The sequence below is a fragment of the Hymenobacter daeguensis genome (assembly GCF_054780555.1).
The window spans coordinates 39,486-52,809 of record NZ_BAAGWC010000013.1 but is presented as its reverse complement, the minus strand read 5'-3'; the positions used below and the strand labels follow the sequence as shown (position 1 = coordinate 52,809).

The window sequence follows — 13,324 nt, the reverse complement described above, 5'->3', positions numbered from 1 at the left end:
CCCCGCCCGCTTATCGGGCGTTGGCCACAAAAAAGCCTCGCTTCGGCAGCGAGGCTTTTTTGTGGCCGGGGTGATGGGCCGGCTACTGCTTGCCGGCCAGAATCTCATCCACCACCAGCGGGTCAAGGAGGGTGGTTACGTCGCCGAGGTTGGAGGTTTCGCCCTCGGCCACTTTGCGCAGGATGCGGCGCATGATTTTGCCGGAGCGGGTTTTGGGCAGGCCCGACACAAGCTGAATCTTGTCGGGCTTGGCGATGCGGCCAATGTTGGCCACCACGGCCTCGATGATGCTGGACTCGACGCGCTGGCGGTCGATGTCGTTGTCGGGCACCCCGTTCTGGCAGATGACGTAGGCATAGATGCCCTGGCCTTTCACGTCGTGCGGGTAGCCCACCACGGCGCTTTCCACCACCTCGGGGCTTTGGTTGATGGCGTTTTCGATTTCGGCCGTGCCAAAGCGGTGGCCCGAAACGTTTATCACGTCATCAACGCGGCCAATGATGCGGTAGAGGCCGTTTTCGTCGCGCCGGGCGCCGTCGCCGGTGAAGTAATAGCCGGGATACGGCTGGAAATACGTCTGGCGGGCGCGCTCGTGGTCGCCCCAGGTGGTGCGGATGATGCCCGGCCAGCTGGCCTTGATGGCAAGGTAGCCTTCCTGGTCATTGCCTTCGATTTCGGTGCCGTCCTGGTTCAGCAGCACGGGCTGCACGCCGGGCAGCGGCAGGCCGGCGCGGGCCGGCACGCTGGGCGTGATGCCCGCCATGGCCGATATCATGATGCCGCCGGTTTCGGTCTGCCACCAGGTGTCCACGATGGGGCAGCGGCCCTTGCCCACGTGCTGGTGATACCAGTGCCAGGCCTCTTCGTTGATGGGCTCGCCCACCGAGCCGAGCACGCGCAGGCTGCTGAGGGAGTAGGCCAAAACGTGGTCGATGGGCGCGGCCATGAGGCTGCGGATGGCTGTGGGCGCGGTGTAGAAAATGGTGACGTGGTGCTTGTCAATCACCTCCCAGAAGCGGCCGGGCGAGGGAAACGTGGGCACGCCCTCAAACAGCAGCGTGGTGCTGCCGGCCAGCAGCGGGCCATACAGCCCGTAGGTGTGGCCCGTGACCCAGCCAATGTCGGCGGTGCACCAGTACATGTCGTTTTCCTCCACCTGAAACACGTTGCGGAAGGTGTAGTCGGCCCACACCATGTAGCCGGCCTGGGTGTGCACCACGCCCTTGGGCTTGCCGGTGCTGCCGCTGGTGTAGAGGATAAACAGCGGGTCCTCGGCGGCCATTTCTTCGGCCGGGCAGTCTTTCTCCACGTCTTTCACCTCGTCGTGGTACCACACGTCGCGGCCCTCCTTCCACTGCACGGGCCAGCCGGTGTGCTCCACCACGATGACGCGCCGCACGCCGGGGCACTGCTCCAGCGCCTCATCGACCACGCTTTTCACCGGGATTTGCTTCGCGCCCCGGTTCAGGCCGTCGGCGGTGAGGACGAAAGCGGCCTCGGCATCGTTGATGCGGTCGGCAATGGCAGTGGCCGAGAAGCCGGCAAAAATGACGCCGTGCACCGCCCCGATGCGGGCACAGGCCAGCACGGCCACGGCCAGCTGCGGAATCATGGGCAGGTAGAGCACCACCCGGTCGCCCTTCCGCACCCCGTTCTTCTTGAGCACGTTGGCAAACTGGCATACCTGCTCGTGCAGCTCGCGGTAGGTCAGGCGCAGGTGGCGGGTTTTGGGGTCGTTGGGCTCGAAGACGATGGCCAGCTTGTTGGCGCGCTGGGCCAGGTGGCGGTCGAGGCAGTTTTCGGTGATGTTGAGCGTGGCCCCGGCGTACCAGGTGCTGGTGCCGCCCGGCGAAAACTCGCCCCCGCGCACGGTATCCCACTTTTTGCGCCAGGTGAAGGGCTCGGCGGCGGCGGCCCAGAAGGCATCGGGGTTTTCAACGGACTGCTGGTAGTCGGCGTGGTATTCTTCGAGCGTGCGGGTGCGAATGGCGGACATGGGGTGGTTTGGCAATAAAGGCGTGAGCAGGTTTCCGGTGGCAAATAGAAGGCTTTTTGCCGGGAAAAACACCCATAGCGAAGGAATTGAGAGGATTGTGACAAAAGATGAGAGGATTACGGGCGCCGTTGCGCCAGCCCTACCCTAGTCCATGATGCGCACGTTGCGCGTATCCTTCATCAGCGCCGAGCCAATGGCCCAGCACAACAGGGCGATAACCACCGGGTAAATCAGCCCCGACAGCGCGGCGTGCTCCTTAAAGAACGTGCCGGCGGGCTGGGCCTTGGCCCACACGCCAATCCAGGTGGCCACCAGCGGCACGAAGCCCCCAAAAATGCCGTTGCCAATGTGGTAGGGCACCGAGAGCGAGGTGTAGCGCACCTTGGTGGGAAACAGCTCGACGAGGTAGGCGGCAATGGGGCCGTACACCATCGTCACGAACAGCACGAGGCAGAAGGTGAGCAGCGTGAGCATGGGCAGGTTGGGCGCGAGGGCTTTACTGACGGCTTCCACCGCTTTGCCGGCAGCATCCACGGTGGCAGGCGTGATTTCGGTGAGCGGGCCGGCGTAGGCCTTGATGCCGTGGAAGAGCGGCACCGTGAACAGCGCCGCGCACAGCATCCCGGTCATGATGATGCGCTTGCGGCCGATGCGGTCGGAGAGCGAGCCGAAGTAGATGAACAGCGGCGTAGCCGCCACCATGCTCACCACCAGCACGATGCTGGCATCAATCAAATCCAGCTTCAGGGCATTCTGCATGAAGGAATAGGCGTAGAACTGGCTGGTGTAGAACACCACGCCCTGCCCCATGGTGGCCCCAAACAGGGCAATGAGCACCAGGCGGCGGTTCACGGGGTTGGCAAAGGTGTCGCGCAGCGGGTTGGTGCTGGTTTTGCCTTCGGCCTTGGCTTTGGCGAAGAGCGGCGACTCGTGCAGCTGCTTGCGGATGTAGTAGGAGGCCACAATCAGCACGCCCGAGAGCAGGAAGGGAATGCGCCAGCCCCAGGTCTTGAAGTCGGCATCGGACATGGCTTTTTTGGTGAGCACAATCACCAGAATGCTCAGGATGAGGCCGGCCGTGGCCGTAATCTGAATGTAGCTGGTGAAGTAGCCGCGCCGGTTGTCGGGCGCGTATTCGGCCACGTAGGTAGCGGCCCCGCCGTACTCGCCGCCCAGCGCCAGGCCCTGAAACAGGCGCAGCACCAGCACGATGGCCGGCGCCACCCAGCCAATCTGGTCGTAGCCAGGCACCAGGCCGGTGGCCACGGTGGCCCCGCCCATCATGAGCAGCGTCAGCAGAAACGTGTATTTGCGCCCAATCATGTCGCCGATGCGGCCAAACACCACGGCCCCGAACGGCCGCACGATGAAGCCCACCCCAAACACGGCCAGCGCGCCCAGCAGCGTTTCCTCCGGCTTGCCCTTTGCCCCAAACAGCACCGGTCCGATGATGGCCGCCAGCGAACCGAAGATGTAGAAATCGTACCACTCGATGACCGTGCCCACCGAAGAGGCAGTTATCACCTGCCAGATTTGTTTGGTCGTGGTCGTGTTGTTGTCGTGCGCGACGGCCGCAGCCGACGATTCGATGGGTGGGATGAGCGGGGATTCCATGCGAGCAATAATTGAAAGCCGGAATGTAAGCACGCAATTGACACGCCCCACCTATCGCAGGCCTTGCGGGATTATTTTAAGCCGTTTGCACCCCTCCAGGTGCAACAAAGGCGTAGCGTTGCGCCGCCACCCCGATTCCGGCTCACGCGCCCACCACCACGGCCAGCAGGGCATCCACCGCCAGCCCCAGCCGGCGCATGTCCAGCCGGGCCAGGGTATCGGTGGCCTCGTGGTAGCTGTGGTTGCGGTAGAAGGCCGTATCGGTGAGCAGCACGGCCGGGTAGCCAAATTTCCAGTAGTTCAGGTGGTCCGAAAAGTCGATGCCCGGCAGCCAGGCCGGCGCTTTGAACCGCTTCACCGGCAGCTGCGCCCGTTGGCGGTAGTGCCGCGCAAACTGCCGCCCGAAACGGCCATTGCCAAATTTTTGCGCCACCGTCACGTAGTTGCCCCGGCTGCCATAAATCAGCTTCAGCGGCCCGATGGGGTACTGCTGGGTGTGTTTGCGGTCGTCGAAATAGCCCAGCATTTCGAGCGCCACCATGCCCCGCACCGGCACGCCGGCCGCCTTCAGGGCGGCGGCGTGCACGTGGCTGCCCATGTTTTTGGTCCGAAAGAATGGCGGCTCTTCCAGCGTGTAGGCCACCAGGTCGATGCGATAGGGCAGCGCCGGCTGCTGCCCCAGCAGCCGGGCCAGCTCCAGCAGGGCCGCCACGCCGGTGCCGTTGTCGTCGGCCCCGGGCTGGTCGCCGCACACGTCGTAGTGCGCCCCGACAATCAGGCGCGGGCCGTCTTTGGGGCCGAAGGACCCGAGAATGTTGCGGTAAGTTTGCCCGCGCACGGCGTAGGGCTGCTCGCCAACCTCCGTGGCGCCGGCCGCCCGCAGGTGCCGGGCCAGGTAGCGCCCCACCGAATCGAGCACGGCCGGGTGCTGGTAGTTGCGCGGCTGCGGCGTGGTCGTCAGAAACGCCAGGTGTCGGTGGAGCAGGGCAGTATCGGCGGGCAGGTTTTGCGCGGCGGCCGGCGCCGTTCGAACCCATCCCATGAGCAGCAGGGCCGCCAAAGTCATTTTCATGCGCCCAAGCTACTTAGCTTTGGCCAATCGTTTCGTTTCCGCGCCTTTTTCCCGCCCATGCTCGCCCCCACCCCGTCGTTCCACTCCCTCACGCCTGCCGACCTCACCCCCGCCCAGTGGCACCCGTTTCTGGTGGGCGCGGTGGCTCCGCGCCCGGTCGCCTTCGCCAGCACCATCGATGCCGCAGGCAACGTCAACCTTAGCCCCTTCAGCTTCTTCAACGCCTTCAGCTCCAACCCGCCCATCCTGGTGTTCTCGCCGGCAAACCGCGTGCGCGACAACACCCAGAAGCACACGCTCGAAAACGTGCGCGAGGTGCCCGAAGTCGTCATCAATATCTGCGATTACGCGCTGGTGGAGCAGATGTCGCTGGCCAGCACCGAGTACGGCAAAGGCGTCAACGAATTCACCAAAGCCGGCCTCACCGAGCTGGCTTCCGAACAGGTGCGCCCGCCCCGCGTAGCCGAAGCACCCGCCGCCTTCGAGTGCGTGGTGGAGCAGGTTATCGAGCTAGGCAAAAACCACGGCGCCGGCAACCTCATCATCTGCCGCATCGTGCGCGCCCACTTCCGCCCCGACATCCTCCTGCCCGACGCCACCGGCATCGACCCCTTCAAGCTCGACGCCGTAGCCCGCCTCGGCGGCGACTGGTACTGCCGGGCCAGCGGCGCCAGCCTCTTCGAAGTTCCAAAGCCCAACCGCCACATCGGCATAGGCATCGACCAGCTACCGGAGCACCTGCGCAACTCTGCTGTACTAACTGGCAATGAGTTAGGCCGCCTCGCCAACATCGAGCGTGACGCCCTGCCCACGCCGGAGCAAGTGGAGGAATTTAAATCCGAGCCGATGGTGGCTTATCTGCTCAACAAACACCGCGACGATGTTTCAGAGCGACAGAAGCACCTGCTGCAGCTGGGCCGCCAGTTGCTGGCCGAAGGGCGGCTCGTGGCGGCGTGGAAGGTGTTATCGATAGAATAGCTTTTCTCTATTCGAGAGACACTACCGATTCGTCATCAAATCGTATAGGTGCGATATTAAGCAAATGAGCCACCAGCACGGGCCGGGCATAGAAGGCGCGGGAAGTACTACCGTGCCCTGCCCCCTTAGTACGCGGCTGAATATATTTCCCTAAACGGCCAGTCAGAGCGTTGCCTTTGCGCACGGTTTCCCGGATGAGGTCATAATCGGCTTTTAAAGCCCGATACAACGCCGGATTTGTCAAATTAAATTCGGCAATGCTGTGCAATAAGGAATGTTCTTCCTGTTGGCTTTCGTGGATTCGGGCCACAATCAGCGTCTTGCGTAGCTTATTGTACAGGTGGCTTTCCTCAAACTCTTTCTGCGTAATTTCCACAGGGTCGAGCATTGTGATGGCAATGGTTTCTTTTACCCGCAAACTTCTATCACGCTTGCTACGCACCAGCGAAGTTGACTTCAATTCCCAGCTTCCAAAATTAGGCGCCCGCGAGCTATTTAATGGCAGGGATAAAAACCGTTCCAGCGTGTGCCCGGCCCAACCTTTGTTTTTCTTTCCGTCCTTAAAAATAGTGACCCCGTGGGCATGAGCGACCTGTACTAGGTCCTTATCAATTAACTGCTCCAGCAGTCTGACCGCATCGGCTCTTTCCATTTAAATATTCTTGGTAGCCAGCATTTCCAGCGCCGGGGTTCGGTTGCCCGAACTAGCAATGCGTCGTGGTGCTAGTAAGGTCGTAATTGAGAAGCCGGCAGCTTGATAAGCCTCCATAATGCGCGCCGTTGCTTGGTTAGTAATAACCATTGGTACTTTCTGTCGATTTAGCCAGCTTATCAAGCGTACTTGGTCGTCCCAAGTGAAATCTTCTTTTCCGTATTGGCTAAATGGCGTATCGTAGGGTGGGTCAACGTAGAGAAAATCATTATCCGTCACCTTTGTTTGCTCGAAATCATGACACGTTATTTGCCACTTGCTCAATCCTAACCGGTACGAAGAAAAGTCTTGTGTGTAGTTAATTTTCTTGTATCGTCCGAACGGAACATTGAACTCATTTTTGCTATTAAAACGACACAAGCCGTTAAAGCACGTACGATTCAAATAATAGAATAATTCGGCTGCTTTTTTAGAACGTGCCTCGCCGACTTTGATTAAACCGTTGAATTGTGTACGCGCCTCATAAAACGCGGATTCCTCATTATAAAAATCGGTGCTTGTGACTAAGCCTTTCTGCAACCACTGATAAAAATTTATCAGGTGCTCATTACTGTCTGACAATAATGCCTGGCCCGGTTTCAAACCCAACGCAACGCCCATTCCCCCAACAAATGGCTCTACCAGTCGGCGACTTTTGAACTGCTGCCAGATGGGCTGTAAGTATGGCAATAACCAACGCTTGCCTCCCGCCCATTTGAGCGCTGGAGTAAGCACACAATTCTCTGCCGTGGGATTGTAATCCGGGAATAATAAGCCTGCTATCTTATTCAAAATTCAATAATTAATTCCGCACCGCAATCAGCAGCCCCAACTCCTTATACCGCAGATTAAACTTCTTCGCAATCATCGCATTCGTGAGCGAGCCGCGGTAGATGTACACGCCGCTGCGGAAATGCTCGTTGGTGAACAGCACTTCGTTGATGCCGCCGTGCTGGCTGATTTCCTGGAGGATGGGCGTGAAGATGTTGCTCAGCGCGTTGGTGGCGGTGCGGGGCACGCGCGAGGCAATGTTGGGCACGCTGTAGTGGATGACATCGTATTTGCGGAACACCGGGTTGCTGTGGCTGGTCATCTCGCTGGTTTCGAAGCAGCCGCCCTGGTCGATGCTCACGTCGATGATGATGGAGCCGGGCGACATGCTGGCCACCATTTCCTCGGGCACCATGAAGGGAATGCGGCCGTCTTCCACCGCCAGCGCGCCGATGACGACGTCGGCCCGTCGGATTTGCTGGCTGAGGGCAAACGTATCCAACGTACTGGTGTAGAGCTGCATGCCCAAGTTGTGCTTGAGGCGGCGCAGCTTGTACAGGTGATTATCGAACACCTTCACCTCGGCCCCCAGGCCGGTGGCGGCGCGGGCGGCGTACTCGGCCACCGTGCCCGCCCCCAGGATGACGACCTGCGACGGCGGCACCCCCGTGATGCCGCCCAGAATGATTCCCTTGCCCTCGTTGGAGCGGGCCAGGTATTCGGCCGCAATCAGCATCACCGTCGAGCCCGCGATTTCGCTCATGGCGCGCACCACGGGGCGGGCCCCACTGGGGTCCTTCATCAGCTCGAAGCCGATGGCGTTGATTTTCTTGCGGGAGAGCGCGGCAATGTATTCCTGCGTCATCGAGCCCATTTGCAGGGCCGAAATCAGGGTTTGGCCGGGGTGCAGCAACTCGATTTCTTCGAGCGTGGGCGGGGCCACCTTCAGCAGAATGTCGGCCTTAAAAACTTCCTCGGTGGAATAGGCAATCTGGGCGCCGGCCTCAGAATAGGCGTGGTCGGCGTACTTGCTGGGCTCGCCGGCCCCGGCTTCCATCACCACCTCGTGCCCGGCCGATACGAGGTGCTGCACGGCCTCGGGCGTGAGGCCGAGGCGGTTTTCCTGGAGGGAAGTTTCGCGCGGCAAACCAATAAAGAGCTTGCGCTTGCGCGTTTCCACGGCCAGCATCGACTCCTGGGTGAAATAGGCACGGCTCGTGGCCAAAGATTCGAAACCGGAGGGTAGCTGTTCGGGCATAAGTGATGGAATTAAGAATAATAGTCTAAAAATTTACGCTGCCGGGCGCAAAGCCAACGGCTTGCTTTTCAATTTATATGCTATGCACTATTGATTCTTAACTGATAATTTTTAATTCGATTCGCCGGCTTTCGGCACTTAAGACTTCCAGGCGCACTTCGAGCCGGGGCGTGGGCAATAAAGCCGCCACACGGGCAGGCCATTCCACCAAACAAAGATACCCGGAATCGAGGTACTCCGTCGCGCCCATTCGTTCGGCCTCGTCGAGGGACTCGATGCGGTAAAAATCAAAATGATAGACGGGGCTTCCCTGGCCGTCGCGGTACTCGTTGACCAGCGCGAAGGTTGGGCTGCTCACATCGTCGGCCACGCCCAGGGCCGCGGCGAGGGCGCGAATGAGGGTGGTCTTGCCGGCCCCCATCTCCCCTTCGAAGGCCACCACCGTGCAGCCCGATTCGGCAATGGCGGCGTGCACCTGAGCAGCGGCAGCGGGCAACTCGGCCAGGCTGGCAACGGACAAGATTTTGGGAATCATGCACGAAAATACCGCCCGCCGGGCAGATAAGGGCTCTCGTTTTTGGAATATCCCCCTTCGTGCCACACCTTTACGTTTTGCTGAGTAGCCTAAGCAATTCATTTCAAAGCCGGTAAGCACTTGCCTGAAATATTGGAGCAGCCTGCCTTCAGCAACCGGCCGCACCGGCCGGTCTACTTCGGCTTCTACCTCGCGCTACCCGATGCCCCTACGCTACCCTGCCCAAACCGGCTTTTCGTGGGCCGTATTTTCCGGCCAGCTACTCGCCAGCTTTCTGTTTTTGGGCTCACTGACCGCCGCGGGGCAGCAGCGGGCGCCGGTGAGCGGCACCGTAGCCAATGCCGCCCGGGAAGCCGTGGAGTTTGCAACCGTTACCCTGCACCGGGCAGCCGATTCGACGGTTGTTAAAACCGAATTCAGCGACGCCAGCGGGGCTTTCCAGCTAAATGCGCCGAGCGGGCCGCGCTACCTGCTTTCGGTGGCGCAGGTGGGTTTTGTGCGGTACTGGAGCCCGGCGTTTGAGCTGCCGGCCGCCGGCCTGGTGCTAGCGCCCATCCGACTGGCTACCAGCCAGGCCACGGCGCTGAAGGAAGTGACCGTGACGGCCCGCAAGCCGCTGTTTGAGCACCTGGCCGACCGCACCGTGGTAAACGTGGCCGACAGCCCGCTCTCGGCCGGGGCCACTGCGCTGGAGGTGCTGGGCCGCTCGCCGGGCGTGACCGTAGATGCCGCCGATAACCTGGGCCTGCGCGGCCGGCAGGGCCTGCTGGTGGTGGTAGATGGCAAGCGCGTGCCGCTCACCGGCGCAGAGCTGGCCGACTACCTGAAGGCCCTGCCCGCCGAGCAGCTGCAAAGCCTGGAGCTGATTACCAACCCGCCGGCGCAGTACGATGCGCAGGGCGGCGCGGGCGTTATCGCCATCAACCTCAAAAAGGACCAGCGCCTGGGCACCAACGGCAGCGCCAACGCCAGCTACGGCCGCGGCGAGTACGGCAAGTTCACGGGCGGCCTGGCGCTGAACCACCGCCGCAAAAACGTGAACCTCTACGGCAACTATGCCTATACCGACCGGCGGGGCTTTCTGCGGCTCGATTTTGAGCGCCAATATGCGGCAACGCCCCTGCAGGCCGCCGCCACCAGCAGGCTCAATACGGAGCAATTGACGTGGCTGCGCTCGCACAGCGGCAAAGTGGGCGGCGATTTTACGCTTTCCAGGCGCACGCTGCTGGGCGTGTCGGCCACCGTGCTGGCCAGCCAGACGGCTTACACTACCACCAACCAGACCCAGGTTTTCGGGGCGCTGGGCGAGCCCGCCAGCCGCTACCACTCCGCCGCCGCGCAGGACGTGCAGCGCCCCAGCGGCAGTGCCAACATCAACCTGCGCCACGCCTTCGCCGATTCGGCCACGGCAGCCACCCTGACTGCCGATGCCGACTACGCCCGCTACCGCACCACCCGTCTGCTGGCCCTGCGTACCTACTTCGATGAGCCGGCCCAGCCCGCTGCGCTGCTCAGCGGCGACCAGCGCAGCGACCTTGCCATTGCCGCTGCCAAGGTCGATTTCAGCCAGCCCCTGCCCCGCCGCGCCCGTCTCGAAGCCGGGGCCAAAGTGACGGCGGTGACCTCGGACAACAACGTGGCCTTCGAACGCACCAGCAATGGCGTGACCGTGTTCGACCCCGCCATTTCCAACCAGTTTCAGTACCGCGAAAACGTGAATGCCGCCTACGTGAGCCTGCGCGGTGCGACGGGAAAAACCACTTTCCAGGCCGGCCTGCGCGGCGAGCAAACCAACACGCGGGCCGACCTGCTGGGCGAAAGCCAGCGGGAGCGGCATTATTTCCAGCTGTTTCCGAGTGCCACGGTGCAGCACACGCTCGGCGAGCGGCACGCGCTGGGTCTGGCGGTGACGCGGCGCATCGACCGGCCCAGCTACGTGCAGGTGAACCCCTTGCGCAATTATTTCGACGCAACCTCTTACCGCGCCGGCAACCCCGACCTGGTGACCCAGACCAGCTATAATTTCGAGCTGACGCATACCTACCGCCAGAAATTCACCACCGCGCTGGCCTACGCCCAAACCAGCCAGCCCATCATCAACGTGGTGCAGCCGGCCCCGGACGGTGGCCGCCTGGTGGTGAACCGCGACGTGAACCTGACGACCCAGCATTTTTACTCGCTTACCCTTACCGCGCCGCTGGACCTCACCAAGTGGTGGTCGCTGTATGCCAGCGGCGTGTTTTACTACACCCGCTTTGTGGGCGAGCTGGCCGGCACCGCCCTCAATCGTAGCCAGGCTACGTGCATCCTCAACGGCACCAGCAGCTTCACCCTGCCCCACGGGTGGACCGCCGATTTGAATGGCTTTTTTGAGTCGCAGGAGCAGTATGGGTTTCAGGCCATTCGGCCGCGGGGCCAGGTTGGGGCGGGCCTCCAGAAAAGCGTGTGGGGCAAGCAGGGCACCCTGCGCCTGAACGTGGCCGATATTTTCTATAACACGCCCAACCGGGCCGTTTCAACCTTTGCCAGCTTCTCGGAGCGGTTTTACCGGCGGGAAGATTTGCGGGTCGTTACGGCCGCCTTCACCTACCGCTTCGGCAATGGCAAAGTGGCCGCCGCCCGCAAGCGCACCGCCGGGGCCGAGGACGAGCTGCGCCGCGCCAGCGGTCAATAATAGCGGCTTTGCCGGTGAGGAATACGCCGCCGCACGCCCAGCCCCGGCAGCCGGCGTGCCCGTTTATAATTCCTCATTTCGCATTCTTCGTTCCGTCGTAAGCGACGTGCCTTTTACCTTCGTGGGCCGAAGCGGCACTTATTTCCCCGTTTTCCTATGCAAGTATCCAAGATGGCAGCCGGCCTTATCGGCTCCGAAATCATTCGAATTGGCAACCAGGTAAGTGAGCAGGTGCGCCAGGGCGCCGACATCTGCAACCTGACCATCGGCGATTTCGACTCCAGGATTTACCCGATTCCGGCGGGCCTCACCAGCGGCATCATCGAGGCTTACCAGGCCGGCCAGACCAACTACCCGCCCGCAGCCGGTATAGGCGAGCTGCGCAACAGCGTAGCCGCTTTTCTCAAAACCCGCCAGGGCCTGGAGTACAACCCCAACGACATTCTGATTGCCGGCGGGTCGCGCCCGCTTATCTACGCCACTTATCGCGCCCTGCTCGACGAAGGCGACCGCGCCATTTTCCCGCTGCCCAGCTGGAACAACAACCACTACTGCCACCTGGTAGGGGCCACGCCGGTAGCCGTAGCAACCAAGCCCGAAAACAACTTCATGCCCACCGCCGCCGACCTGGCCCCGCACGTGGCGGGTGCCACGCTGCTGGCCCTGTGCTCGCCCCTGAACCCCACCGGCACGGTGTTCACCAAGGAGGGCCTGGAGGAAATCTGCGACCTGGTAATTGCTGAGAACAAGCGCCGTGGCCCCGACGAAAAGCCGCTCTACGTGCTCTATGACCAGATTTACTGGCTCCTCACCTTCGGCTCGGCCAAGCACTACGACCCCGTGAGCCTGCGTCCCGAGCTGCGCGACTACGTTATTTACATCGATGGTACGTCGAAGTGCTTCGCCGCCACCGGCGTGCGCGTGGGCTACAGCTTCGGCCCGGCTGCTATCATCGACAAGATGAAGTCCATCCTGGGCCATGTGGGGGCCTGGGCTCCCAAGGCCGAGCAGGTGGCTACCGGCAAGTTCCTGCCCCAGACCGCCGCCGTCGATGAGTTTCTGACCAGCATCAAGGGCCGGCTGCAAACGTCGCTCACCGCCCTTTTCGAAGGCCTGAAAGCGTTGAAATCGCAGGGCTACCCCGTCGATGCCGTGGCGCCCGCCGGAGCCATCTACCTTACCGCCAAAATCGACGTGCTGGGCCGCACCGCGCCCGATGGCACCGTGCTCAGCAGCACCGCCGAGCTCACCTCCTACCTCATCTCCGAAGCCAAGCTGGCGCTGGTACCGTTCAGCGCCTTCGGCTCGCCGGCCACGGAGCCGTGGTTTCGCGCCTCGGTGGGGGCCGAGACGGTGGAATCAATTCAGTCGGCGCTCCCGCGCCTGAAGGCGGCACTCGATAAGCTGAAATAACGCCTGAGGCGGCGGGGCACACCTACCCAATTAATCGGAGATGCATTAAAAGAGGGATGCCGGCTATGGCATCCCTCTTTTAATGCAAAAAAGGCTGCCAGCAATACTGACAGCCTTTCCATAAGGTCAAACGCAAACCAGTCCTCTTCTTCCCTGCTCACCCAAGCAGTTCAACTGGTTGAAATCTGACTAACACCACATAATGAAATATAACACCTTATAAACACATGCTAAATCAACGAACAATAAACCAAGTTGGTAAAACAACACGTATACGGCTCAAATCGAACTAATTTCTTATAAAAACACTAATGCTGCTCAC

At 61.3% G+C, this 13,324-nt stretch carries 10 protein-coding genes; 3 read left to right on the top strand and 7 right to left on the bottom strand.

The window, feature by feature from the left end:
* Positions 1 to 82: 82 nt before the first annotated feature.
* From acs to ACYVHT_RS14800, 3 genes are all read right to left on the bottom strand, one after another.
* The gene (acs, locus tag ACYVHT_RS14810; protein ID WP_460553270.1) at positions 83 to 1,996 is read right to left on the bottom strand and encodes an acetate--CoA ligase; all 1,914 of its coding nucleotides are present in this window, start codon (positions 1,994 to 1,996) and stop codon (positions 83 to 85) included.
* 144 nt (positions 1,997 to 2,140) lie between these two features.
* Entirely contained in the window at positions 2,141 to 3,610 is a 1,470-nt protein-coding gene (locus tag ACYVHT_RS14805) for an MFS transporter (protein WP_460553267.1), read from the bottom strand.
* Between the two features lie 142 nt (positions 3,611 to 3,752).
* Complete coding sequence (locus ACYVHT_RS14800; protein ID WP_460553265.1) at positions 3,753 to 4,682, bottom strand: zinc-binding metallopeptidase family protein; 930 nt, start codon at positions 4,680 to 4,682, stop codon at positions 3,753 to 3,755.
* 57 nt (positions 4,683 to 4,739) lie between these two features.
* Between ACYVHT_RS14800 and ACYVHT_RS14795 the strand changes: the two genes are divergently transcribed.
* Positions 4,740 to 5,660, top strand: coding sequence for a flavin reductase family protein (locus ACYVHT_RS14795; RefSeq protein ID WP_460553263.1), 921 nt, complete (start codon positions 4,740 to 4,742; stop codon positions 5,658 to 5,660).
* A 7-nt stretch (positions 5,661 to 5,667) separates the two neighbouring features.
* Here the strand turns inward: ACYVHT_RS14795 and ACYVHT_RS14790 are convergent, their stop codons facing one another.
* The 4 genes from ACYVHT_RS14790 to tsaE form a co-directional block, all read right to left on the bottom strand.
* Positions 5,668 to 6,312, bottom strand: a complete 645-nt coding sequence (locus ACYVHT_RS14790) for a PDDEXK family nuclease (protein ID WP_460553261.1) — start codon at positions 6,310 to 6,312, stop codon at positions 5,668 to 5,670.
* The gene (locus ACYVHT_RS14785) at positions 6,313 to 7,143 is read right to left on the bottom strand and encodes a DNA adenine methylase (RefSeq protein WP_460553258.1); all 831 of its coding nucleotides are present in this window, start codon (positions 7,141 to 7,143) and stop codon (positions 6,313 to 6,315) included.
* Between the two features lie 10 nt (positions 7,144 to 7,153).
* Positions 7,154 to 8,380, bottom strand: coding sequence for an alanine dehydrogenase (locus tag ACYVHT_RS14780; RefSeq protein ID WP_460553255.1), 1,227 nt, complete (start codon positions 8,378 to 8,380; stop codon positions 7,154 to 7,156).
* Positions 8,381 to 8,477: 97 nt separating this feature from the next.
* The gene (gene tsaE / locus ACYVHT_RS14775) at positions 8,478 to 8,915 is read right to left on the bottom strand and encodes a tRNA (adenosine(37)-N6)-threonylcarbamoyltransferase complex ATPase subunit type 1 TsaE (RefSeq protein WP_460553252.1); all 438 of its coding nucleotides are present in this window, start codon (positions 8,913 to 8,915) and stop codon (positions 8,478 to 8,480) included.
* A 202-nt stretch (positions 8,916 to 9,117) separates the two neighbouring features.
* Between tsaE and ACYVHT_RS14770 the strand changes: the two genes are divergently transcribed.
* The gene (locus tag ACYVHT_RS14770) at positions 9,118 to 11,589 is read left to right on the top strand and encodes an outer membrane beta-barrel protein (RefSeq protein ID WP_460553249.1); all 2,472 of its coding nucleotides are present in this window, start codon (positions 9,118 to 9,120) and stop codon (positions 11,587 to 11,589) included.
* 156 nt (positions 11,590 to 11,745) lie between these two features.
* Entirely contained in the window at positions 11,746 to 13,002 is a 1,257-nt protein-coding gene (locus tag ACYVHT_RS14765; RefSeq protein ID WP_460553246.1) for a pyridoxal phosphate-dependent aminotransferase, read from the top strand.
* Positions 13,003 to 13,324: the final 322 nt, after the last annotated feature.